Annotated in this window: 28 protein-coding genes and 1 pseudogene; 18 read left to right on the top strand and 11 right to left on the bottom strand. The window is 47.0% G+C overall.

From position 1 onward, the window contains the following. The first annotated feature begins 130 nt into the window (after positions 1-130). From dapA to HMPREF2952_RS08910, 7 genes are all read left to right on the top strand, one after another. A complete protein-coding gene (gene dapA / locus HMPREF2952_RS08940; protein ID WP_004519769.1) occupies positions 131-1,006 on the top strand; it encodes a 4-hydroxy-tetrahydrodipicolinate synthase in 876 nt (291 codons plus the stop codon). 82 nt (positions 1,007-1,088) lie between these two features. Further along, positions 1,089-2,219: an outer membrane protein assembly factor BamC gene (gene bamC, locus HMPREF2952_RS08935; protein ID WP_004519770.1), complete on the top strand. Its 1,131-nt coding sequence runs from the start codon at positions 1,089-1,091 to the stop codon at positions 2,217-2,219. A 122-nt stretch (positions 2,220-2,341) separates the two neighbouring features. Continuing rightward, positions 2,342-2,572, top strand: coding sequence for an NGO_0222 family membrane protein (locus tag HMPREF2952_RS08930; RefSeq protein WP_039862168.1), 231 nt, complete (start codon positions 2,342-2,344; stop codon positions 2,570-2,572). A 9-nt stretch (positions 2,573-2,581) separates the two neighbouring features. Next, on the top strand, positions 2,582-3,175 hold the full coding sequence (gene rdgB, locus HMPREF2952_RS08925) for an RdgB/HAM1 family non-canonical purine NTP pyrophosphatase (protein WP_004519772.1): 594 nt from the start codon (positions 2,582-2,584) through the stop codon (positions 3,173-3,175). Between the two features lie 53 nt (positions 3,176-3,228). Next, positions 3,229-3,591 (top strand): DUF6568 family protein, encoded by a 363-nt coding sequence (locus HMPREF2952_RS08920; protein WP_004519773.1) that lies wholly within the window; start codon positions 3,229-3,231, stop codon positions 3,589-3,591. A 96-nt stretch (positions 3,592-3,687) separates the two neighbouring features. Next, a complete protein-coding gene (gene hemW / locus HMPREF2952_RS08915) occupies positions 3,688-4,863 on the top strand; it encodes a radical SAM family heme chaperone HemW (protein ID WP_004519774.1) in 1,176 nt (391 codons plus the stop codon). Positions 4,864-4,998: 135 nt separating this feature from the next. Further along, entirely contained in the window at positions 4,999-5,589 is a 591-nt protein-coding gene (locus HMPREF2952_RS08910; protein ID WP_049336597.1) for an opacity family porin, read from the top strand. A gap of 111 nt (positions 5,590-5,700) precedes the next feature. Here the strand turns inward: HMPREF2952_RS08910 and HMPREF2952_RS08905 are convergent, their stop codons facing one another. The 7 genes from HMPREF2952_RS08905 to ruvB form a co-directional block, all read right to left on the bottom strand. Next, positions 5,701-6,069, bottom strand: coding sequence for a VanZ family protein (locus HMPREF2952_RS08905; RefSeq protein WP_004519776.1), 369 nt, complete (start codon positions 6,067-6,069; stop codon positions 5,701-5,703). Further along, on the bottom strand, positions 6,066-6,275 hold the full coding sequence (locus tag HMPREF2952_RS08900) for a hypothetical protein (protein ID WP_039862142.1): 210 nt from the start codon (positions 6,273-6,275) through the stop codon (positions 6,066-6,068). Before HMPREF2952_RS08900 ends, HMPREF2952_RS08905 begins: the two co-directional genes overlap by 4 nt. A 107-nt stretch (positions 6,276-6,382) precedes the next feature. Next, positions 6,383-6,961, bottom strand: a complete 579-nt coding sequence (pth, locus tag HMPREF2952_RS08895; RefSeq protein WP_003683307.1) for an aminoacyl-tRNA hydrolase — start codon at positions 6,959-6,961, stop codon at positions 6,383-6,385. 54 nt (positions 6,962-7,015) lie between these two features. Continuing rightward, positions 7,016-7,288, bottom strand: a complete 273-nt coding sequence (locus tag HMPREF2952_RS08890; RefSeq protein ID WP_004519778.1) for an RnfH family protein — start codon at positions 7,286-7,288, stop codon at positions 7,016-7,018. Further along, positions 7,281-7,712, bottom strand: a complete 432-nt coding sequence (locus HMPREF2952_RS08885; protein WP_003683270.1) for a type II toxin-antitoxin system RatA family toxin — start codon at positions 7,710-7,712, stop codon at positions 7,281-7,283. The genes HMPREF2952_RS08890 and HMPREF2952_RS08885 overlap by 8 nt, the downstream gene beginning before the upstream one ends. A gap of 90 nt (positions 7,713-7,802) precedes the next feature. Next, positions 7,803-9,710, bottom strand: coding sequence for an ATP-binding cassette domain-containing protein (locus tag HMPREF2952_RS08880; protein ID WP_049336595.1), 1,908 nt, complete (start codon positions 9,708-9,710; stop codon positions 7,803-7,805). Between the two features lie 122 nt (positions 9,711-9,832). Continuing rightward, the gene (gene ruvB, locus HMPREF2952_RS08875; protein ID WP_039862144.1) at positions 9,833-10,864 is read right to left on the bottom strand and encodes a Holliday junction branch migration DNA helicase RuvB; all 1,032 of its coding nucleotides are present in this window, start codon (positions 10,862-10,864) and stop codon (positions 9,833-9,835) included. Between the two features lie 216 nt (positions 10,865-11,080). Here ruvB and cmk point away from each other — a divergent pair, with 216 nt between their 5' ends. The 10 genes from cmk to HMPREF2952_RS08820 all read left to right on the top strand — a co-directional run bounded on the left by cmk (position 11,081) and on the right by HMPREF2952_RS08820 (position 20,875). Beyond that, positions 11,081-11,740, top strand: a complete 660-nt coding sequence (gene cmk / locus HMPREF2952_RS08870; protein ID WP_036490635.1) for a (d)CMP kinase — start codon at positions 11,081-11,083, stop codon at positions 11,738-11,740. A gap of 154 nt (positions 11,741-11,894) precedes the next feature. Then, entirely contained in the window at positions 11,895-13,580 is a 1,686-nt protein-coding gene (gene rpsA, locus HMPREF2952_RS08865; protein WP_003678994.1) for a 30S ribosomal protein S1, read from the top strand. A gap of 10 nt (positions 13,581-13,590) precedes the next feature. Continuing rightward, the gene (locus HMPREF2952_RS08860) at positions 13,591-13,905 is read left to right on the top strand and encodes an integration host factor subunit beta (protein ID WP_003678992.1); all 315 of its coding nucleotides are present in this window, start codon (positions 13,591-13,593) and stop codon (positions 13,903-13,905) included. Positions 13,906-14,164: 259 nt separating this feature from the next. After that, a complete protein-coding gene (gene zapE, locus HMPREF2952_RS08850; protein WP_049336592.1) occupies positions 14,165-15,301 on the top strand; it encodes a cell division protein ZapE in 1,137 nt (378 codons plus the stop codon). A gap of 94 nt (positions 15,302-15,395) precedes the next feature. After that, positions 15,396-15,821 carry a nucleoside-diphosphate kinase gene (gene ndk, locus HMPREF2952_RS08845; RefSeq protein ID WP_004519785.1) on the top strand — a complete coding sequence of 142 codons (426 nt, stop codon included), beginning with the start codon at positions 15,396-15,398 and terminating at the stop codon, positions 15,819-15,821. Between the two features lie 170 nt (positions 15,822-15,991). Continuing rightward, positions 15,992-17,080: a dual-specificity RNA methyltransferase RlmN gene (rlmN, locus tag HMPREF2952_RS08840; RefSeq protein WP_003683577.1), complete on the top strand. Its 1,089-nt coding sequence runs from the start codon at positions 15,992-15,994 to the stop codon at positions 17,078-17,080. 8 nt (positions 17,081-17,088) lie between these two features. Beyond that, entirely contained in the window at positions 17,089-17,844 is a 756-nt protein-coding gene (gene pilW, locus HMPREF2952_RS08835; RefSeq protein WP_004519786.1) for a type IV pilus biogenesis/stability protein PilW, read from the top strand. Next, positions 17,845-18,729 carry a helix-turn-helix domain-containing protein gene (locus HMPREF2952_RS08830; RefSeq protein WP_049336589.1) on the top strand — a complete coding sequence of 295 codons (885 nt, stop codon included), beginning with the start codon at positions 17,845-17,847 and terminating at the stop codon, positions 18,727-18,729. It begins immediately after the preceding gene. A gap of 1 nt (position 18,730) precedes the next feature. Beyond that, on the top strand, positions 18,731-19,996 hold the full coding sequence (ispG, locus tag HMPREF2952_RS08825) for a flavodoxin-dependent (E)-4-hydroxy-3-methylbut-2-enyl-diphosphate synthase (protein ID WP_039862169.1): 1,266 nt from the start codon (positions 18,731-18,733) through the stop codon (positions 19,994-19,996). Between the two features lie 33 nt (positions 19,997-20,029). Then, positions 20,030-20,875 carry a DUF817 domain-containing protein gene (locus tag HMPREF2952_RS08820; protein ID WP_004519788.1) on the top strand — a complete coding sequence of 282 codons (846 nt, stop codon included), beginning with the start codon at positions 20,030-20,032 and terminating at the stop codon, positions 20,873-20,875. Positions 20,876-20,933: 58 nt separating this feature from the next. Here the strand turns inward: HMPREF2952_RS08820 and HMPREF2952_RS08815 are convergent, their stop codons facing one another. The 4 genes from HMPREF2952_RS08815 to HMPREF2952_RS11035 all read right to left on the bottom strand — a co-directional run bounded on the left by HMPREF2952_RS08815 (position 20,934) and on the right by HMPREF2952_RS11035 (position 23,734). After that, positions 20,934-22,475 carry an L-lactate MFS transporter gene (locus tag HMPREF2952_RS08815; protein WP_039862148.1) on the bottom strand — a complete coding sequence of 514 codons (1,542 nt, stop codon included), beginning with the start codon at positions 22,473-22,475 and terminating at the stop codon, positions 20,934-20,936. A 469-nt stretch (positions 22,476-22,944) separates the two neighbouring features. Beyond that, positions 22,945-23,130, bottom strand: a complete 186-nt coding sequence (locus tag HMPREF2952_RS08810; protein WP_049336588.1) for a hypothetical protein — start codon at positions 23,128-23,130, stop codon at positions 22,945-22,947. Positions 23,131-23,182: 52 nt separating this feature from the next. Further along, positions 23,183-23,485 (bottom strand): MafI2 family immunity protein, encoded by a 303-nt coding sequence (locus HMPREF2952_RS08805; RefSeq protein WP_004519792.1) that lies wholly within the window; start codon positions 23,483-23,485, stop codon positions 23,183-23,185. A 6-nt stretch (positions 23,486-23,491) separates the two neighbouring features. Further along, positions 23,492-23,734 (bottom strand): polymorphic toxin type 50 domain-containing protein, encoded by a 243-nt coding sequence (locus HMPREF2952_RS11035; RefSeq protein WP_079453701.1) that lies wholly within the window; start codon positions 23,732-23,734, stop codon positions 23,492-23,494. A gap of 45 nt (positions 23,735-23,779) precedes the next feature. Here HMPREF2952_RS11035 and HMPREF2952_RS08800 point away from each other — a divergent pair. Further along, positions 23,780-23,948: pseudogene (locus HMPREF2952_RS08800) on the top strand (flavodoxin family protein); the annotation flags it as partial.

Below are 23,948 nucleotides of genomic sequence, written 5' to 3'. Positions count from 1 at the left end.
TATTCATTAAGATAATGACAAGTCACCATTAAACAGCAAAGCCTCATAGCGGATATGTTTCACACAAACAACAAAGTAAGCTACAATCCACTGCATAATTCACCCACACCATAAAATTAAAGGTTTCCGTATGTTAAAAGGCAGTCTGGTTGCCCTGATTACTCCGATGAATCAAGACGGCAGCATCAACTACGAACAACTTCACGACTTAATCGACTGGCACATTGAAAACGGCACCGACGGTATCGTCGCAGTCGGCACCACCGGCGAGTCAGCCACCCTGCCTGTCGAAGAACATTTGGCCGTTATTGAAGCCACTGTCAAACACGTCAACAAGCGCGTTCCCGTTATCGCCGGTACAGGCGCCAACAATACTGTCGAAGCCATCGCCCTTTCCAAAGCCGCCGAGCAAGCCGGTGCGGACTACACCTTATCTGTTGTTCCCTACTACAACAAACCTTCGCAAGAAGGCATTTACCAACATTTCAAAGCCATCGCCGAAGCCACTTCGATTCCGATGGTTATCTATAATGTTCCCGGCCGTACCGTCGTCAGCATGAGCAACGACACTATTTTGCGTTTGGCCGAGATTCCGAATATCGTCGGCGTGAAAGAAGCCAGCGGCAATATCGGTAACAACATCGAATTGATCAACAGCGTTCCTGAAGGTTTTGCAGTATTCTCCGGCGATGACCCTACCGGCCTGCCTTTCATGCTGTGTGGCGGTCATGGCGTGGTAACCGTTGCAGCCAACGTTGCACCGAAACTCTTTGCCGATATGTGCCGAGCCGCCCTTGAGGGCGATATTGCGACCGCCCGTCGTCTAAACGAGCAACTTATCCCAATTTATAACACCATGTTCTGCGAGCCCAGCCCGGCCGCGCCCAAATGGGGCCTGAGCTTATTGGGCAAATGCGAACCCCATGTTCGCCTGCCTTTGGTAGCACTGACCGAAGCCGGTCAAGCCAAAGTCCGAGCCGCTCTGGAAAAATCAGGACAAATCTGATCCGGAAATAAGGCCGTCTGAATCCCAAACACCCTTTTTCAGACGGCCTCCCTGTTAAGAACTCCATCCACAGGAAAACAAGATGACCTATATTAAACCCATCGTAGTAGCCCTCGCCCTGATTAGCATGACTGCCTGTTCCGGCAGCAAAAAAGAACAACCCAAACTCGACTATCAAAGTCAATCTCACCGCCTAGTCAAACTGGAAGTACCACCTGATTTGAACAACCCAGACCAAGGCAACCTCTATCAATTACCGGCAGGCAGCGGCGCCGTCCGCGCCAGCGATTTCAACAAACGCCGCACCCAAGCCGTACAGCAGCCTGCAAATGCAGAAGTCTTGAAATCCGTTAAAGGCGTACGCCTTGAGCGTGACGGCAACCAACGCTGGTTGGTTGTCGAAGGCAAATCGCCTCGCGAAATTTGGCCTTTGCTGAAAGTGTTCTGGCAAGAAAACGGTTTCGACATCAAATCTGAAGAACCGGCCATCGGCCAAATGGAAACCGAGTGGGCTGAAAACCGAGCCAAAATCCCTCAAGACAGCCTGCGCCGTCTGCTGGATAAAGTCGGCTTGGGCGGCATCTACTCTACCAGCGAACGCGACAAGTTCATCATCCGCATCGAACAAGGTAAAAACGGTTCGACCGACATCTTCTTCGCCCACAAAGGCATGAAAGAAGTTTATGCCGACCGTAAAAAAGACACTACGATGTGGCAGCCAAGCGAGAGCGACCCTAACCTCGAAGCCGCATTCCTCGCCCGCTTTATGCAATATTTGGGCGTTGACGGTCAGCAAGCCGAACAAGCTCTGACCCAAAGCGTTGCCGCCCGCAGCAATGCTTCTGAATTGGCGCGTGTGGACAATGGCACTCTGTTGCTGGCAGGCGATTACGGCCGCAACTGGCGCCGTACCGCCCTTGCGCTTGACCGCATCGGCCTGACTGTTATCGGTCAAAATGCCGAACGCCGCGCCTTCTTGGTTCAACAAGCGCCAACCGAAGGCGAAGCAGTTGCCAATAAAAAACCGGGCCTGTTCAAACGCGTATTTGGCAAAGGCAAAGCAGAAGCGCCAAAAACGTACCCTGAAATCATCGTGTATGTTGAGCCTATCAACAATGGCGCACGCCTCCATCTGTTGAACAAAGACGGCAGCCCATACAAAGGCAGCGATGCCTCCACATTGTTGAGCCGCCTGCACACAGAATTGCGTTAATCAGTTATTCAAATTAAGGCCGTCTGAAATATTCAGACGGCCTTTTTAACGAATCCGGCATGGTTTCAAATTCCCAATCTGACGTTATAATCAGAACATTTTTCCCCCTTACCCAAGCTGCCATGACCCGACAAAAAGCCTATCTGCTCCTGACCGCCCTGTTTACCCTGATGTTTATCGTACTGATTCTGTTGGGCGCTTATCTTCTAAGCATTCACAGCAAACAATTTGCCGTTGCCACCTTTCTGTTTGCCTTTGCCGCCGTTTTTGCCCAAATCGGCAGCCTTGCCCTTTACATCCGCCACAAAGCACGCGCACAAATTGCTCGTATGCAGCAAACCGAAAACCATTAAGGAAAAACCATGTTTGAAAAAATCGTCCTTGCCAGTGGCAACGCAGGCAAACTCAAAGAATTTTCCCGCCTCTTTGCCGACTTAAACATCGAAGTCCTGCCGCAATCGCAGTTCAATACGCCCGAATGTCCCGAACCGTACCATACCTTTGTTGAAAATGCCCTGGCTAAAGCACGTCATGCCGCCAAATACAGCGGCTTACCGGCACTTGCCGACGACTCCGGCATCTGCACCAACGCCTTAAACGGCGCACCCGGCATTTTCTCCGCACGTTATGCAGGCGAAAACCCTAAATCCGATGCCGCAAACAACGCCAAACTCTCTGCCGATCTTGCCGATAAAGACGATAAAAGCTGCTACTACGTCTGCGTACTCGTCCTCGTCCGCCACGAAAACGACCCGCAACCCATTATCGCCGAAGGCATCTGGCGCGGACAATGGCAGGCAGAAGCAGCCGGCACAAACGGCTTCGGCTACGACCCGCATTTCTATCTGGCCGAACACGGTTGCACCGCTGCCGAGCTTGATCCTGAAATCAAAAATGCCGAAAGCCACCGCGCCCAAGCTTTGCGTGAATTGTTAAGAAAAATCGAATCCTTATAAATCAATAACAGGCCGTCTGAAACCTTCAGACGGCCTACCTCACATTCATTCCCATGCCCAAACCCTCGCCTGAAGAATTGGCAGCCTTTGCAAAACACGTCGCTGCCTTCATCCCAACCACACCTGACGAACTTCTGCAACTCATTGATAGTCAAGAAACTGCTATCGTCTTTTTAGGCAAACCAAGCTGTTCATACTGTCGCCGTTTTGTTGCAAAACTATTTACCGTTTCCTTAAACAAGCAGCTTACTATCCGCTTTACAGACAGCAGCAACAAAGCAGCTTTAAAGACTTTTCGTGAACAACACGGCATCAAAACTGTTCCCGCATTACTCAACATCTCACAAGGCAAAATAAAATTTGTCTGCAATTCCAAATTATCAGAAGAAGAAATTGAAGCTTTTTTGAGCGCTTAGACTGCGCAAATTTCCTACTGATTACTTTCCCGGCCGACATTTCAGTTAAAATAACGGCCTAAAAATTTCAGACGGCCTTGAGCCTCAACACATACCATGACCCAAATCACTTTCCAACGCCCCGGCCAGCTAACCGCCCTGCCTCCTTTATCACTCTATATCCATATTCCTTGGTGCATCAAAAAATGTCCATATTGCGACTTCAATTCCCACAGCCTGAAAAACGGCCTGCCGGAAGAAGCCTATATCGATGCCCTATTAACCGACTTGCAGCTTGAGTTACCCAATATTTGGGGCAGACCGATAGAAACGATATTCTTCGGCGGCGGCACACCCAGCCTGTTTCAAGCGGAATCAATTGACCGTTTGTTAAGTGGCGTGCGTTCGCTGTTGCGCTTGCAACCCGAAGCGGAAATTACTTTAGAAGCGAACCCCGGCACATTTGAAATTGAGAAGTTTCAAGGATTTAAAGACGCAGGTATTACGCGCCTGTCTATCGGCGTACAAAGTTTTAACGACGATATGCTTGCTCGATTGGGACGCGTTCACAACGGCAAAGAAGCACTGACAGCCATTGATACTGCATTGAAATTATTTGATAAAGTCAATATTGATTTGATGTATGCCCTGCCAAACCAAACGGTTCAGACGGCCCTAAACGATGTGCAAACCGCTATTGCAACAGGCGTATCGCATATCAGCGCATATCATCTGACAATGGAACCGAACACGCCTTTCGGTCATACGCCGCCAAAAGGATTACCGCAAGATGAAGCGGCGTTGGATATTGAAGATGCTGTACACGGTGCATTAGAAAGCGCAGGCTTTATCCACTACGAAACATCGGCTTTTGCAAAACCTGGTATGCAGTGCCGCCATAATTTGAACTACTGGCAGTTTGGCGATTACTTAGGCATAGGTGCAGGCGCACACGGCAAAATTTCCTATCCCGACCGTATCGAGCGAACTGTCCGCCGTCGCCATCCCAACGACTATCTTGCCGCTATGCAGGGCAATCCGCATGAAGCAGTTGAGCACAAAACCGTTGCTTCCGAAGACCTTCCATTCGAGTTCATGATGAACGCCCTGCGCCTGACCGATGGCGTACCTGCTGCAATGTTGCAGGAACGTACCGGCGTCCCCACTGCAAAAATCATGGCTCAAATCGAAACCGCCAGACAAAAAGGCCTGCTTGAATCAGATCCGACCGTGTTCCGCCCGACCGAGCAAGGCCGTTTGTTCTTAAACGACTTGTTACAGTGTTTTTTATAAGTGCTTTTTTACAACAGTTAAAACATTTTTAGATTTGCTTAATTTACGACAAGAAAATACAATCTGAATAATTGTTGGGAACGACCAACCCCGGCGATTATCCACTACTCCTAATCCTACATTAAGGACAAAACAATGAAAAAAGTTCTGGTAACACTGATTGCTCTTTCCCTGCCTACATTTGCATTGGCTGATGCAACCAAAGGTTTTTATGTTCAAGCTGATGCTGGTTATTCTACTGTTAAGATTAAAGACAACTCTGGTGAAGAGGAATTCTCTGATAAAGCAAAAGGCTTTAGCCCTCGTCTATCTGCTGGTTATGATTTTGGTGACTTCCGTGTTGCAGCAGACTATACACATCATAAATCTATTGAAAGAGGTGAATACGAGGATGACAGTCACTTATATTACAAACTGAAATTTCAAAGTATTGGCGTTTCAGCAATCTATGACTTCAATACTAATACACCTGTTAAGCCCTACGTTGGTGCTCGTTTAGGTATTAATCGCGTTTCATTAAATTCTGATGAAGCCGACCCTGGTTTTCACTATACAGAACATTCACGAAAAACCAAAATGGGTATTGGTGCATTGGCTGGTGTAAGCTACGAAGTAACGCCTAATGTTGCTTTAGATGCTGGCTATCGCTACAACTATTGGGGCAATTTTGAAGAGACCAAAATTCAATCCCACGAAGTATCTGCCGGTGTACGCGTAAAATTCTAATTTTTAAATATTTGGTATAAAGCAACGATCGCTTCATACATCAAGTAACAAAAGGCCGTTTGAAACCTATTTCTCAGGATTTCAGACGGCCTTTAAGTTTTTTAAATATGTCTAACTTTTTGCTGCTTTTATTTTTTCTGCAAACCACAGTGCCGCAGCCGTACCTGCCATATCGGCAATGCCGTCCGCGATCGAACCTTGGCGCGTAGCAGTCAGAAATGCCTGAGCCAGCTCGCTTCCTATGGCAAACAATAAAGCGGCAAACAGAATGCCTTTATAGGGAATAGTCCTATTGTCTTGAATAAATATTTTTGCACACAACCATGCCTGACCGAAGAACAGCCCGAAATGGCCGACTTTATCAAAATGAGGGAATGGTGGAGCGCTATTGCCGCCCTCTTTGAAAAGTAAGGCATAAATGGCGGCGGCAAACCAAATCAAGGCAGCGACAGTAAATTTGTTTAACGGCAAGGCTTTCATTTATCGGCCTCTTCATCCAACCATGTTTGGCAGATATCTGCCAAGCGGACAAATTTCCCACCCCGCGCCTTCAAAATATCACGCCATTGTGCCACTTCTTCTGCATCCGGGGCATCTTCAATACTGCATTCGTAAAGGCAGAAGTCTAATGTTTCGCCAACAATGCCTGGGGCTTCGGTCTGCATAAGACTGGTCAGTTCGTTCATATTTACTGTTTCTTTGATTCGTTTATCACTAGTCAGATCACACTGCCTGTTTTCAGGCCGTCTGAACATGATGTGCAAGGCTGCCCGTTTGGTTTGGTTTGGGTACGCTACTTACTGTGTAAAAAACGTGTTGCTTCTTCCCATTCGCCATTCAACACGGCCGGCAATCCTTGCAGGGATTTGGCGATGGAATCATCAATTTGCTGTCTGTGTTCCGCCGACGGTTTATTCAACACATAACCGACAACCAGATTACGGTCGCCCGGATGATCAATACCCAAGCGCAGGCGGTAGAAATTAGGCGTACCCAAGCGAGCCTGAATGTCTTTGAGGCCGTTGTGTCCGCCGTTGCCGCCGCCAAGTTTGAATTTGATACGGCCGCATGGAATATCCAGCTCGTCATGAACCACCAAGATTTCCTCCGGCTTGATTTTGTAAAACTGAGCCAAAGCGGCTACTGCCTGACCGGAGCGGTTCATAAAGGTCATGGGTTTGAGCAGCCAAACATCACCATCAGGCGTAGTGGCGCGCGCTACTTCGCCGTAAAATTTCTTTTCGTCTTTAAAATTGACTTTCCATTTCCATGCCAGTTCGTCCAACAGCCAAAAGCCGACATTGTGGCGCGTTTGTTCGTATTCTTGGCCTGGATTGCCCAAACCGACAATTAATTTAATTTTCAAGCTCATTACTGTTCTTTCAGTTTGACAGGCCGTCTGAAAAAGTTTCAGACGGCCTTTGATTTATTCTTGCCCAGCGCGTTTACGTCGCGCTTCTTTCGGATCAATCAACAATGGGCGATAAACCTCAATCCGATCGCCATCGCGCAACGCTGTTTCGTCTTTCACAGCCTTGCCGAAAATACCCAAAGGCGCTTGCTGTAAATCCAATTCCGGAAACTCTATCTCCAAACCGCTTTGTCGGGCAGCTTCGCGTACGGTTGTTCCTTCGGCAACGGTCATACCCTTCAACACTTGCCTATCGGCCAGTCCGTAAACAATTTCAATCTCAAGCATAGCGGCGGTCGGCCTCTTTAATAAAAGCATCCACCAGCGTGCCGGCGAGATGGCCGAATACCGGGGAAATCATGGCAGAGAGTACGGCATTGGAGAAATCGTATTCTAATCTGAATTCGACTTTGCACATATCATCGCCCAAGTCGATAAATTTCCAAGTGCCGCGCAGGGTTTTAAACGGCCCTTCGAGCAAATCCATGCGGATTTCCTGCCCCGGGATATTGTGGTTGTGCGTCGCAAATGACTGCTTGACGCGCATATAGTCCATAAACAGGCGCGCTTTTAGCTCATTGCCTTTACGTTCGATGACTTCGGTCTTGCTGTACCACGGCAAAAATTTTGGATAGTCCTCAACTTTGTCCACCAGCTCAAACATTTCCTTAGCGCTATGCAGCACCAATACGTTTTTCTCGACTTTTTTCATGTTGGTTGTAGACCTTGTTTTTGAATATTCGGGGTTCAGACGGCATGATTTAGAAAAATATCTGCCCTACTTTGGGACAAAACTCCCAATTTAAACCGCTTCTCCATTTTGTTTCGCTTCCAGCCATTCCCAGCGTTCCAGCTTTTCCAAAAGCGACATCTCGATTTCTTCAGCCCTGCTTTGCAATGCACCTGCTTTTTCGTAATCTTTGAAAATTTCAGGATCGGAAAGCTGGGTATTGATTTCAGCCTGCTCGGTTTCCAAAGCGGCGATTTCATCAGGCAGGGCATCGAGTTCACGCTGTTCTTTGTAGGAAAGTTTGACCGTGCGGTTGGCTTTAGGTTTGATTTTTTCAGGCTCGGCAGCCGCTTTAGGCGCAGAGGCCGTCTGAATTTTCTCTTCCCGCGATTTTGCGTCGATATAGTCCTGATAGCCGCCGATGTATTCTTTCAGACGGCCTTGTCCTTCGAAAACAATGCTTTGGGTAATCACATTATCCAAGAACATACGGTCATGCGAGACAAGGAATACCGTGCCTTGATAATCGCGCAGTAGGTCTTCAAGCAGCTCTTGGGTATCAATGTCCAAGTCGTTGGTCGGTTCGTCCAAGACCAGGATATTGGCGGGGCGGGTGAAGAGTTTTGCCAGCAGGAGGCGGTTGCGTTCACCGCCGGAAAGCGATGAGACGGGACTTTGTGCGCGAGCTGGATGGAACAGGAAATCTTCCAAATAGCTCATCACATGCTTTTTCTTACCACCGACTTCAACGTAATCGTTGCCCTGTCCGAGCGTGTAAAACACAGTGTCGTTTTCATTCAACGCGCTGCGGAACTGGTCGAAATAAGCAACTTCCTGTTTACTGCCGATACGGATTCTGCCGTAGGTCGGCTGCAATTCGCCCAAAATCAGCTTGAGGAAGGTGGTTTTGCCGATGCCGTTTGGACCGATTAAGCCGATTTTGTCGCCGCGCTGCAAGATGGCGGAGAATTTGTCCATGATGACTTTGTCACCATAGGCAAACGAAGCGTGTTCCAGCTCGGCGATGATTTTGCCGCTTTTTTCGCCGCTGTCGAGCTTAAAGTTAACCTGCCCTTGTACGTTGCGGCGTTCGGCGCGCTGGCGGCGCAGTTCTTCCAAACGGCGCACGCGGCCTTCATTACGGGTACGGCGCGCTTCGATGCCTTTACGTATCCACGCTTCTTCCTGAGCATGAAATTTGTCGAAGAGGCGGTTGTGTTCTGCTTCAACCGCCAACTCTTGCGCTTTTTTCTCGCTGTATTTGGAGAACGAGCCAGGATAGGAGCGCAGAATGCCGCGGTCTAGTTCGACGATGCGCGTGGCGATGTTGTCCAGAAAACGGCGGTCGTGGGTAATCACGACCAAGCTGCCTTCAAACGCTTTAAGCAGATTTTCCAGCCAAATAATTGCGTCAATATCCAAATGGTTGGTCGGCTCGTCCAGCAGCAATACGTCGGGCTTTTGCACCCAAGCCTGCGCCAAAGCGACACGCTTTTTCTGACCGCCGGATAGGTTGCCGATTTTTTCGTTTTCCGGCAAACCGAGTTCCCCCAAAGTCTGCTTGACTGCCGCATCCAGCTTCCAGCCGTCCTTCGCTTCAATTTCGAGTTGTAATTCGTTGAGTTCTTTCAATAAAGCCTCACTCGAACCATTTTCCAACTCATGGCTGACATGATGATAACGGCGCAATAAATTGCGAATTTCTCCCAATCCTTCGGCAACGGTATCAAATACGGTTGCGTCCTTATCAAAAAAGGATTCCTGCGGTACATAAACGATTTTGAGGTTGTTTTGAACAATAATCTGCCCATCGTCGAGCTTTTGCACACCGGCGAGAATTTTTAAAAACGAAGACTTACCCGCACCGTTGCGGCCGATTAAACCGATTTTCTCGCCGCTGTCGAGTTGAAAAGAAGTTTTGTCGAGCAAGGCGACATGGCCGACGGCAAAAGAAGCATTTTCTACGGATAAGATATTCATGGGGAAACTTCAAAAAAGAAAAGAGGGACATTTTAACCGATTATCGGCAGATATTTGCCGACAATCATATGAAATTGAAAGTATCAGGCCGTCTGAAAGCAGTTTTCAGACGGCCTTCATTATTATTCTTGAACCTTCAAACCGAAATGCAGATAGGCTCGTTCGGTTGCTACGCGTCCGCGCGGTGTACGCTGCAAAAAGCCCTGCTGAATCAGATATGGTTCAATCACATCTTCGATGGTATCGGTTGATTCGCCAATCGCAGCAGCCACGTTTTCCAAACCGACAGGACCGCCGCTGAACTTGTGCAGAATCGCCTCAAGGAATTTCCTGTCCATCACATCCAAACCCTGACCGTCCACATCCAGCATACTCAAGGCAGCATCGGCAATTTCCGCATCAATGACGCCGTTGTTTTTCACATCGGCATAATCGCGTACACGTCGCAAAAGGCGGTTGGCAATACGCGGCGTACCGCGGCTGCGCTTGGCCACTTCCATCGCACCCTCGTCGCCCATATCCAACTGCAACAACTGGGCAGAACGAGCAACAATAGTCGCCAAATCTTTATTCTGATAAAACTCTAATCGGGACACGATACCGAAACGGTCGCGCAAAGGATTGGTCAGCATACCGGCACGGGTCGTCGCGCCTACCAATGTAAACGGCGGCAAATCGATTTTGACCGAACGCGCGGCCGGCCCCTCGCCTATCATGATGTCCAACTGATAATCTTCAAGCGCAGGATAAAGGATTTCTTCAACCACAGGGCTTAAGCGGTGGATTTCATCAATAAACAGCACATCATGCGGCTCGAGGTTGGTCAACAAGGCTGCAAGGTCGCCGGCACGTTCCAAAACCGGGCCGCTGGTTTGGCGCAAATTAACGCCTAACTCTTTGGCGATAATGTGTGCCAAAGTAGTTTTGCCCAAACCCGGAGGACCAAACAGCAAAGTGTGGTCAAGCGCTTCGCCACGTTTTTTCGCTGCCTGAATAAAAATAGCCAACTGCTCTTTTGCTTTATCCTGTCCGATATAGTCGTCTAAAGTTTTCGGACGTAAAGCGCGTTCAAGCAATTCTTCCTGAGCGGAAATATTTTGAGCAGTGATAATGCGCTGAGGTTGTGCAGAAGTAAGATTATCGGTTTGTAACATAATGTTTCTAAATTCTAAGACCATTCCCGACCCGTTATTTCAGATGGCCCGAACAATCAGATAAAGCGGTTAAATTATGATTTTGGCCATTATACCCGATAAGGCCGAGCCACTTTTCCTTCAAATTTAAATCACACAAAAATTTTCGTTTTCAGACGGCCAAAGCAACGTATAATAAACGGTTAATTCAAATACCTATCGCATTCAGGAGAACACATGAGCCTCAAGCAAAAAGTCATCGCCATCGACGGCCCCAGCGCATCCGGCAAAGGGACGGTTGCCTCACGCGTAGCCGAAGCCTTGGGTTTTCTTTACCTCGATTCCGGTGCGCTTTACCGCCTGACCGCGCTTTACGCACAAAAACAAAATGTTGCCTGGACAGATGAAGACGCCGTCAGCACACTGGCAGAAACTTTGCCCGCACAATTTGAAGGCAGCGTCGTGTTATTAAACGGCGAAGATGTATCCGAGCAAATCCGTACCGAAGCCATCGGCATGGGTGCATCTGCCGTCGCGCAGTTGCCTAAAGTGCGTACCGCCCTTTTGCAGCGCCAACGCGATTTCCTGACCGAAAAAGGTTTGGTCGCCGACGGCCGCGATATCGGCTCGGTTATTTTCCCTGATGCCGCATTAAAAATCTTCCTGACTGCAAGTGCCAATGTTCGTGCCCAACGTCGTGCCAAACAACTCGGTATCCCATGCGAAGGCGTGGCATTCGAGCGTATCTTGTCGGACATTGAAGCGCGCGACGAAGCAGACCGCCGCCGCCCTGTTGCCCCATTGAAACAGCTGCCCGACGCCCTGCTTTTAGACACTGACAACCTTTCTATCGAAGAAGCTGTAAAAAAAGTGCTTGATTGGTATCATAAAGTTTAAAATTTGGAGTATAATCGCGAAGTTTTCATTTCAGACGGCCTGTTAACCCTATAACAAGGCCGTCTGAAAACATTTCCCAACCTGCCGCGCCAAGGACGGCAGGTCATTTCAAACCTAACCCGCACCCCTTGGCGGTGTACCGAAAAGAGTATATATGACTATGGAAAATTTTGCCCAGCTGCTGGAAGAAAGCTTTACCCTGCAAGAGATGAACCCAGGTGAAGTGATTACTGCCGAAGTAGTCGGCATCGATCAAAACTTCGTTACCGTTAACGCAGGTCTGAAATCAGAATCTCTGATTGATGTTGCTGAATTCAAAAACGCTCAGGGCGAGATTGAAGTTAAAGTTGGCGATTTCGTTACCGTTACCATCGAATCTGTTGAAAACGGCTTCGGCGAAACCAAACTGTCCCGCGAAAAAGCCAAACGCGCTGCCGACTGGATCGCTTTGGAAGAAGCTATGGAAAACGGCGACATCCTGTCCGGCGTTATCAATGGCAAAGTCAAAGGCGGTCTGACTGTTATGATCAACAGCATCCGCGCATTCCTGCCGGGTTCTTTGGTTGACGTACGTCCCGTAAAAGACACTTCTCACTTCGAAGGCAAAGAAATTGAATTCAAAGTGATCAAACTGGACAAAAAACGCAACAACGTCGTTGTGTCCCGCCGCGCTGTTCTGGAAGCTACTTTGGGCGAAGAACGCAAAGCCTTGCTGGAAAACCTGCAAGAAGGTTCAGTTATCAAAGGTATCGTTAAAAACATCACCGATTACGGTGCATTCGTTGACTTGGGCGGCATCGACGGTCTGTTGCACATCACCGACTTGGCATGGCGCCGTGTGAAACACCCAAGCGAAGTTTTGGAAGTTGGTCAAGAAGTAGAAGCCAAAGTCCTGAAATTCGACCAAGACAAACAACGCGTTTCCCTGGGCATGAAACAACTGGGCGAAGATCCTTGGAGCGGTCTGACCCGTCGTTACCCACAAGGTACCCGCCTGTTCGGTAAAGTATCCAACCTGACCGACTACGGTGCATTCGTTGAAATCGAACAAGGCATCGAAGGTTTGGTACACGTTTCCGAAATGGATTGGACCAACAAAAACGTACACCCAAGCAAAGTTGTTCAACTGGGTGACGAAGTTGAAGTCATGATCCTGGAAATCGACGAAGACCGCCGCCGTATCTCTTTGGGCATGAAACAATGTCAAGCTAACCCTTGGGAAGAGTTTGCCGCCAACCACAACAAAGGCGACAAAATCTCCGGCGCAGTTAAATCTATCACTGACTTCGGCGTATTCGTAGGTCTGCCTGGCGGTATCGACGGTCTGGTTCACTTGTCTGACCTGTCTTGGACTGAAGCCGGCGAAGAAGCTGTACGCAAATACAAAAAAGGCGAAGAAGTTGAAGCCGTTGTATTGGCCATCGACGTTGAAAAAGAACGTATCTCTTTGGGTATCAAACAACTTGAAGGCGATCCGTTCGGTAACTTCATCAGCGTAAACGACAAAGGTTCTTTGGTTAAAGGTTCTGTGAAATCTGTTGACGCCAAAGGTGCCGTAGTCGCTCTGTCTGAAGAAGTTGAAGGCTACCTGCCTGCTTCTGAATTCGCCGCTGACCGCGTTGAAGACCTGACTACCAAACTGAAAGAAGGCGACGAAGTTGAAGCCGTTATCGTTACCGTTGACCGCAAAAACCGCAGCATCCGTCTGTCTGTTAAAGCGAAAGACGCTAAAGAAAACCGCGAAGCGCTGAATTCAGTTAACGCCGCTGCAACTGCCAATGCCGGTACTACCAGCCTGGGCGACTTGCTGAAAGCCAAACTGTCCGGCGACCAAGAATAAGGTTGCAGACATGACGAAGTCTGAATTGATGGTTCGCCTCGCAGAAGTGTTTGCCGAAAAAAATGGCAACCAACTGCTGGCTAAAGATGTCGAATACAGTGTAAAAGTCTTGGTTGATACCATGACCCGCTCACTGGCTCGTGGACAACGTATCGAAATCCGCGGCTTCGGCAGCTTCGACTTGAACCACCGCCCTGCCCGTATCGGGCGCAACCCTAAAACCGGCGAACGTGTGGAAGTGCCTGAAAAACATGTTCCCCACTTCAAACCGGGTAAAGAGTTGCGTGAGCGTGTAGACTTGGCATTGCAAGAAAGTGCTCATTAATACTTAGTAGCAAAACGCCGCAGAAATGCGGCGTTTTTTTGTTTTTTCAAAAAATACTAAAGCCAACCTTTTTGCTTGCACCTTAATCGCACACTTTTCCAACTATATTGACAACAAAGCCTTTGCAAAAAACGCAGGCCGTCTGAAATCATTTATAATAGACCGACTATTCCATAATGAGAACATCATTCCGACTACTGTCCAAATTATTGCGGATGATGTTTCGACTATCGCCAGCAAAACATAATAAAGGTTATACATGAGCAATAGAGACCAACTATTTACGCCACCGCCATTTGAAAACCACAGCCCGTTGACTTGGTATCAGGCCGCCGCCGAACAACCCAACTTCATCCGTGACGAAGCACAAGCACGAGCCATTGAATATTTGGATCGCTTATGGACCGAGCTGATGATGTTCAAACGCAAACGCAACCGTTTTCTCGGCCGCAGCCTGCGTTCCCCTCAAGTACCTAAAGGACTCTATTTTTATGGCGGCGTAGGACGCGGTAAAAGTTTCCTGATGGACGCTTTTTTTGGCTGCCTCCCTTATCGCCGTAAGCGCCGCGTGCATTTCCATGCCTTTATGGCCGAAATTCATCAACGGCTGAAAGCTTTAAAGAGTGAAGCGAATCCTTTAAAAGCCGTTGCAGCAGAAATTGCCAAAGAAACACGCGTATTATGCTTTGATGAATTTCACGTCAGCGACATTGCCGATGCAATGATTTTAGGCCGTTTGTTGGAAAACCTGCTGAGCGAAGGTGTTGTTTTGGTGGCCACTTCCAACTACGCCCCATCCGAACTCTATCCTCAAGGCCAAAACCGCAGCAGCTTTCTGCCAACCATCGCCCTTATCGAATCTAACCTGACCGTTTTAAATGTAGATGGCGGAGAAGATTACCGATTGCGCACATTGCGCCCTGCCGAAATTTTCTTTGTGCCCAATAATGAAGAAAACGAGCAAAAACTGGCTACTTTATTTAAAGAAATGAGCGGAATCTCTGAATTGAATCCAGGAATCAGCATTATTCATGGACGGGAAATTCCTCATAAAGCCCAGTCGGAACGCGCCATCTGGTTTGATTTCCGCGCATTATGTTTTGGCCCGCGTTCACAAGCTGACTATCTGTATTTAGCCGAACATTATGAGATGGTTTTCCTTTCAGGATTAGAACGTCTAACCCCGCAAGAAAAAGCAGAAGCACGCCGTCTGACATGGTTAATTGACGTTTTATATGATTTCCGTGTGAAATTGTGCGCCACCAGTGCAGTTGGCGTAAACGATATTTATGTCGAAGGCGATTTCGCCGAGGAATTTACCCGTACAGCCAGCCGTATGATCGAAATGCAATCCGAAGTCTATTTGGAACAACCACACCTGACTTTAAGCAAATAATGCCTTTCCCAAAAAGGGGCGAAATTTGGTAGAATACACTTCCCTCGCCTCTTGGCTACGGCAACTCACCTATTAATAAAAACAAGGACATAACATGGCCATCGAACGTACGATTTCCATCATCAAACCCGATGCAGTAGAAAAAAACGTCATCGGCAAGATTTACAGCCGCTTTGAAGAAAACGGCTTGCGCATTATTGCGGCGAAAATGAAACATCTGTCTGAGCGCGAAGCAAAAGAGTTTTATGCTGTACACAAAGACCGCCCTTTTTATGAAGACTTGGTTAAATTCATGACTCGCAATCCTGTTATGATTCAAGTATTGGAAGGTGAAAACGCCGTTGCCAAAAATCGCGAATTGATGGGCGCAACCAATCCAGCCGATGCAGCTCCGGGCACAATCCGTGCCGACTTTGCAGAATCTGTCAGTGTTAATGCTGTACACGGTTCTGACAGCGTGGAAAATGCTGCGATTGAAATCGCCTACTTTTTCAGCCAAAGCGAAATCTGCCCACGATAAAAGCAAAAAGCCTGTAGCCGCTTTACGGCCGTCCGATTCCATATCGGACGGCAAAAGTGCTTTGTATGCCCTGCAAATGACAGGCCGTCTGAAACCCTAAAGGCTTTTAAAGCAAAGCTGACCGATAAGCCTCTTTACTTTAAAAGCTTTATTGAGAAACATAAAAATACATGAAAACCAATCTACTGAATTACGATTTAAATGGACTGACGCAACACTTTGCCGAAATGGGTGAGAAACCTTTCCGCGCCAAACAAGTCATGCGTTGGATGCATCAAGCCGGTGCACAAAACTTTGAAGAAATGACTGACTTGGCCAAATCATTGCGTGCCAAGTTGAATGAACAAGCCACAATCGAAGTGCCTAAATTAATGATGGCACAAGAATCTACTGATGGCACACGCAAATGGTTGCTGGATGTCGGCACGGGCAACGGTGTAGAAACCGTCTTTATTCCCGAAGCCGAACGCGGTACTTTGTGCATCTCTTCCCAAGTAGGTTGCGCATTGGAATGCACTTTCTGCTCTACCGGACGACAGGGTTTCAACCGCAACCTGACTGCCGCTGAAATTATCGGTCAGCTTTGGTGGGCCAATAAAGCCATGGGTGTTACCCCTAAAAACGAACGCGTTATCTCCAACGTGGTGATGATGGGTATGGGCGAGCCTATGGCAAACTTTGACAATGTTGTTACTGCCTTGAGTATTATGTTGGATGATCATGGCTACGGCTTGAGCCGCCGTCGCGTGACCGTTTCCACTTCGGGCATGGTTCCACAAATGGACAGACTGCGTGATGCAATGCCTGTTGCTTTGGCTGTATCTTTACACGCATCCAACGATGAAGTGCGCGATCAGATTGTTCCTCTCAACAAAAAATACCCGCTCAAAGAATTGATGGCGGCCTGTCAACGTTATCTGGTCAAAGCCCCCCGTGACTTTATTACCTTTGAATACGTTATGCTCGACGGTATCAATGATAAAGCACAACATGCGCGCGAATTGATTGAATTGGTTAAAGACGTACCATGCAAATTCAATCTGATTCCGTTCAATCCTTTCCCAAATTCCGGCTACGAACGTTCTACCAATGAAAATATCCGTGTCTTCCGCGATATTCTGCAACAAGCCGGCTTTGTCGTTACTGTCCGCAAAACCCGCGGCGACGATATCGATGCCGCTTGCGGACAATTGGCCGGACAAGTACAAGATAAAACACGCCGCCAACAAAAATGGCAACAGATTTTGGTCGAACAATAAGGTTAATTATGAAAATCAAGTTCGGATTCGCTTTACTTACCGCACTGACTCTTTCTGCCTGCGCTTCCTCTTCCGGCCCAAGCCCTAAAGAACGTGCCATTCAAGTTTCTAATATCAAAACCCAACTGGCTGTGGAATATATGCGCGGCCAAAACTACCGCCAAGCTACTGAAAGTATCGAAGAGGCGCTTAAGTCCAATTCCAAAAATGACCTTGCTTGGTTGGTACGCGCCGAGATTTATCAGTATTTGAAAGTCAAAGACAAAGCTCAAGAAAGCTTTCTTAAAGCATTGTCTTTAAAACCTGATAGTGCGGAAGTCAACAACAACTACGGTTGGTTCTTGTGCAATCAAATGAATGCACCGGCCGAATCTTTGGCTTATTTTGACAAAGCACTGGCCGACCCAACCTACCCAAGCCCCTTTATTGCCAATATGAATAAAGGCATTTGCAGCGCAAGGTTAGGTCAATACTCTTTAGCCCAAGCCTATTTGGAAAGGTCTTTAGCAGCAAATCCGCAATTCTTCCCTGCTTTCAAAGAACTTGCCCGAACCAAAATGATGGCAGGCAATCTGAACGATGCCGACTATTATTTCCGCCAATACCAAAGCAAAGTTGATGTCCTGCAGGCTGACGATTTGCTTTTAGGCTGGCGTTTGGCTACCGCCTTGGGTAATAAACACGCCGCATACGAATACGAAGCCCAACTTAGGGCAAACTTCCCTTATTCAGACGAACTACAAACCGTCACAACAGGCCAATAAATGGAAAATAACGATAAAATCAACTACGACACACAAGCCGCCAAAACATTGGGGGATGAATTACGCAAACACAGAACTGATGCCAAAATCGATATTCAAGATGTTGCTTCACGTTTGAAACTGTCTACCGAACAAATTGATGCTTTGGAAAAAGGGGAATATTCCGGCTTTCCCGGTTTAGTCTTTGTTTCAGGTTATCTGCGTTCATATGCACGATTTCTGAAAATCGACGAACAAATCATCGCCAAACATTTGCGCTCCATTACTCCGCAACTTGAAGACCATGTATACGCGGTAACACGCAGCACCAACTCCGGCTTAAGCTTCACAGATACTGAAAAGCAGGGCTTCCCAAAATGGATATTGGGGATAGCCGCATTGGCTTTGGCTGTAGGCGGCGTTTACTTTTGGCAAAGCAAATCCAGTTTTGAAAACGAACAGGCAAATATTCAAAACAGCAAAGATGTTGCTGATACGATGAAAACGCCTGCCTTAAAAACGGATAATGTTGCCGTTAGCGAAATGACGGAAGACGGCAAAAAAGAAATCACCAATAAGCCTGAAGTGGCCAATGATCAAGCAGCCTCAGCAGCTTCCGCCGCCGTACAAGAAGAGAAACCTGCTGTCAAAGTTGAGAAAGACGAACTTTGGATTAAAGTCCAATACCGAAGCAATCTGATTATTGCAGACAAAGATGGAAAAGTTGTATTCAGCCGTATCGTTCCAGCCGGAAGCGAACAACGTCTGAGAGGCGGCGCACCTTACAATGTTTGGATCGGTATTGCAGCCGGCTCGGAAGCCAATTACGGCGGCACACCTATCGAACCTTTGAAATACCGTGTTGCCGGTGAAAAATCCGCCTCTTTTGTTGCAGGAAAAAACTAAAATGACCACACCTAAACGCCGTCAGACACATCAAGTCAAAATTGACCATCTCATCATCGGCTCCGATGCGCCCGTTGTTGTGCAATCTATGACCAATACCGACACCGCAGATGCAGAAGCAACAGCCCGACAGGTCAAAGAGTTGAGCGATGCCGGCTCAGAAATGGTCCGTATCACGGTTAATACTCCTGAAGCGGCTTCCAAAGTAGCCGAAATCCGCAGCCGCTTAGACGATATGGGCTACACCACGCCCCTGATCGGCGACTTCCATTTCAATGGCGAACGCTTATTGGCCGAATTTCCTGAGTGCGGCAAGGCCCTGTCTAAATACCGCATCAACCCAGGCAATGTCGGTAAAGGCGCAAAAGGCGATGAGAAATTTGCCTTTATGATTCGTACAGCGGCAGAAAACAATAAAGCCGTACGCATCGGTGTGAACTGGGGTTCGCTTGATCAAAGCCTTGCCAAACGTATGATGGATGCCAACCTAGCTTCTGCCACACCGAAGCCGCCTGAAGAAATCATGAAAGAGGCTTTGATTGTTTCGGCGCTGGAATCGGCAGAAAAAGCCGTGGCTTTGGGCTTGCCTGAAGACAAAATCATTTTGTCGTGCAAGGTCAGCGCCGTACAAGACTTGATTCAGGTTTACCGCGAATTAGGCAGCCGTTGCCGTTACCCGCTCCATCTCGGCCTGACCGAGGCGGGCATGGGTAGCAAAGGCATTGTGGCTTCCACCGCAGCTTTGTCCGTATTGTTGCAAGAAGGTATCGGCGACACCATTCGAATTTCCCTTACGCCCGAACCTGGCTCCCCACGTACACAAGAAGTCATTGTCGGTCAGGAAATCCTGCAAACCATGGGCTTACGCTCCTTTACGCCAATGGTTACAGCCTGCCCGGGTTGCGGCCGTACCACCAGTACCGTATTCCAAGAATTGGCGCAAGACGTACAAAACTATTTACGTCAAAAAATGACTATTTGGCGCACTGAGTATCCAGGCGTTGAATCATTGAACGTTGCCGTAATGGGTTGCGTAGTCAATGGCCCGGGCGAAAGCAAACTTGCCGATATCGGTATCAGCCTGCCAGGTACAGGCGAAACACCGGTTGCGCCGGTTTATGTAGACGGCGAACGGAAAGTTACCCTCAAAGGCGACAATATCGCTGCCGAGTTTTTACAAATCGTTGAAGATTATGTCAAAACCAACTATTGCGAAGGTGGCGCAAAACGTAAGCAAAACCGCGTTATTCCGATTCAATCTGCCTAAAACATTTTCAAGATAAAGAGGCCGTCTGAAAATATGTTGGGCAAACTGGATACTTGGCTGACTGAACATCCCAAACGCAAGGATTTGCATGGTTGGCGACGCTTTATCGTTGAATTTTGGTTTTTCGGTTTGAAAGAAGCACGAGCCTGCTTATTTGCAGGCTTGTTTTTCATTGCCATGTTCCTCGTTCCGAAAACAGGCTTGTTGGGAATTTCGCGCTACGACCTGCTGCTGATTTTTGCCATCTCCATACAAGCAGCCATGCTGTATTTCAAGCTAGAAACTTGGGATGAAGTGAAATCGATTACGCTGTTTCACTTGGTGGGCTTTGCTTTAGAGTGGTTCAAGACATCAGGCGATATCCAATCATGGAGCTATCCGGATGAGGCTTATACCAAAATCGGCGGCGTACCGCTGTTTGCAGGCTTTATGTATGCCGCAGTCGGCAGCTATATCATTCAAGCATGGCGGCTGTTTGACTTAAAAATCAAAAGCCATCCGCCGTATTGGTTGGGTACTTTGTGCGCACTGGCGATTTATATCAATTTCTTCACCCATCACTATATCGGCGACTATCGCTGGTATCTTGCTGCTTTCGCTCTCGGCCTATATGCCCGGACAACGGTCTTATACACGCCCTATGACACCACTCGCAAAATGCCGCTCCTGCTCGCTTTCGTCCTGATCGGATTTTTTATTTGGCTGGCGGAAAATTTGGGAACCCTATTCGGCGTTTGGCGCTATCCCAACCAAATCGGCGCGTGGGCATCGGTACACATCAGCAAATGGAGTTCATGGGCTTTACTGGTGATGATGACTTTTACCATCGTTGCGAATTTAAAACACATCAAACATACCATCAGCGTATCAAAAGATTAGTTGCTTAATATTTTAAAAGGCCGTCTGAAACTTTCAGACGGCCTCTAATTTTCAACAATCAATTAAACAAACTTAAGGCTTTAACAAACACCATAATGACGCCATAGCCCAAAGGAATGCAGACCAAAGCCCAACGCCACCATACGCCGATACCGCCCGCTGATACTTTCTTGCTGATCAGATAAGCATCGGATACAGCGGTTTCATCATCGGGATTGCCACTATGTGCCGCGACCTTAATGTCTTTCTCGTGATGCTTTTCATGAACAGAACGGACACTCAAATTACACAACAAACCAACAATCAACAAACCTGCCATGATGTACATGGTAATGCTATAAGCTTCAGCAGCCGGAACGCCACTTTCAATTTGGCTTTGGCGGATATAGTTGACCAACACCGGGCCAATAACAGCCGCAGTTGACCATGCCAGCAAAATCCTGCCGTGTATTGCCCCGACTTGATAAGTGCCGAACAAATCCTTCAAATACGCCGGAATGGCTGCAAAACCGCCGCCATACATGGAAATGATGACGCAGAAACCAATGACAAACAAAGCCTTGTTACCGCTCTCGCCAATCGACGGAATGGCAAAATACAACAGCGAGCCGAGCACAAAGAAAATAGTATAAGTATTTTTACGGCCAATTTTGTCGGACACGCTGGACCACAAAAAGCGGCCGCCCATATTAAACAGACTCAACAGACTCACAAAACCTGCCGCCGCACCCGCACCAATTGCCGCTTGTTTTCCTACAGATGCCTCGGAAAAAAGCTCCTGAATCATGACGGAAGCCTGACCTAGAACGCCGATACCCGCTGTCACGTTCAAGCACAACACCCAAAACAAGAGCCAGAATTGCGGCGTTTTCATGGCTTGTGAGACATTGACATGATTACTGCTGACCAATTTGCTTTTGTTTTTCGGCGCAACATAACCTTTAGGTTTCCAGCCATCGGCAGGTACACGGATCGTAAACGCGCCGAACATCATCAACACCAAATAAAACAATCCTAAAACGACAAAAGCCTGCGCTACGCCAACTGAAGTTTCACTGGAGAAAAAATTCATCAGCGACACGGATAAAGGCGAGGCCAGCATCGCGCCACCACCAAAACCCATAATCGCCAAGCCTGTCGCCATACCCGGTTTATCGGGAAACCATTTCATCAAAGTCGATACAGGCCCGATATAGCCCAAGCCCAAACCAACCCCACCAATCACACCGTTACCCAAATAAAGCAAAAACAGATTGTGCGTATGAACGCCAATAGCCGACACAAAAAAGCCCAAACTAAAACAGCAGGCGGCAACAAACATCGCCTTACGCGGCCCAACGCGCTCCATCCATGTACCGAACATGGCCGCAGACGCGCCCAACATCGCCAAGGCAATACTGAAAATCCAACCGACCGTGGTCAGCTTCCAATCTCCTGCAGCCGACTCAGTAATACCGATAAGCTTGGTCAGCGGCGCATTAAACACGGAATAAGCGTATATCTGCCCGATGGCAAGATGCACGGCCAAAGCGGCAGGCGGTACCAGCCAACGATTAAAGCCGGGTTTGGCAATGGTCGCCTCACGGTCTAGAAATTTCATAAAATCCTCTTGTCTATGTGTGTCAAACGCTGATTCCATATCATGCGGAATCAGAAAATTGTTGACAATATTTTAGCATAATCTCCCGTTTATCCTTTTTTCTGCTCCATGATAATTTTGCGCATCAGACAGAAAAAACATTCATCTAAACCATTTCTTCACGCCAATATCGACAAAAAGGCCGAGACCTTTGCAAAAGTCTCAAGTTGACCGTATTGGCGGAAAAAATTCAAACGCGTAGTAAGGGCATTTTCAGGGAGTTGTTGAACAGTATGCATAAAATTCGGCAAATAATCGCAGTTCGGGGAAAGGATATTTGGGTGGCGCACCAAAATTACTACAAAATGACTTGCGTCTATTGGTAGGTGAATGCACTTTTATAAGAAATTTCCCCATCATAATAAATAATCCATGTAGAAATAAAATTTAAAGATTCTGGCTCATGCATAGATGTAATAAGTACTGAATGTTACTTTTTTTCTATCCCATCAGCTATAGATGTAGCCCAGCTATTTTTATATTCTTCAATACCCCAATAGTCTATTGGAATATGTAATTCTTCTACATATTCACCTAAAGAGATTGAAGCCAAAATATGCATCCCATATCCATTATCAAAAGATGTACCTTTATCTTTAAAGAAAATACCAAACATTATTAATCCTTAATTCTTTTTAAATCCTTGTCATAAATAAATAGTTCCAATCTTATTCATATTTTTCATGGCGCTTATATACACATATATAATTATCAAAAGATAAATATTTAGGGTAATCAATCCTAACTAAATTCTCATCAATAGTATAATCCTCACCAAAATTAGAAATAATATCTGTACCAATTTTATAAATCTCTTCATTCCAATAGGTAGAGATATCTCCATCAATAACGATATAAATACTTATACAATTTTCATTGATTCTTACATAAACACCTCTAACCTCTTTGGTAATTTTACCTATCAAGGCATTTTGGGTAACAATTCTTAATCTTATAATGTCATTATTCATAGACTATTATTCCTTTGGTTTAGCCGGAACTACATGATATCCATTTTTACTATAATGAATAATCCCCATAGTTGTTGGGGTTTGATTTCCTGTAACAGGATCGATATAAATACCGATATTTTTATTGAAGTTCACCCTTTCTTTAAAACCAGGAAGCCCAATTTCAGTTTTTCCCACCTGCTGTCCAGTTCCTACATAACCTTTTAAAGAATCTAAACTTACAGTGATAAAGATGCAGTAAAAAGGCATAATGATAGCCCCATTTTTATAATTATTTATTTTAGGGGCAAAAAGATGAATATTTTATTACTAGACGGTAGAAAAGAGTTTGGTCATTCGCATGGTGAGTTGAACCATACGCTTCACAAAAAAGCGAAAGAAGTTTTGACCGCACTTGGACACAATGTACAAGAAACCGTGATTAATGCGGGCTATGATGTTGAAGCAGAAATCGAAAAATTCT

The sequence above is a fragment of the Neisseria sp. HMSC068C12 genome, from assembly GCF_001814095.1.
Taxonomy (GTDB): Bacteria; Pseudomonadota; Gammaproteobacteria; order Burkholderiales; family Neisseriaceae; genus Neisseria; species Neisseria perflava.
Note: the sequence above shows the minus strand (reverse complement) of the source record. Positions and strands in the feature narration are given on the sequence as shown.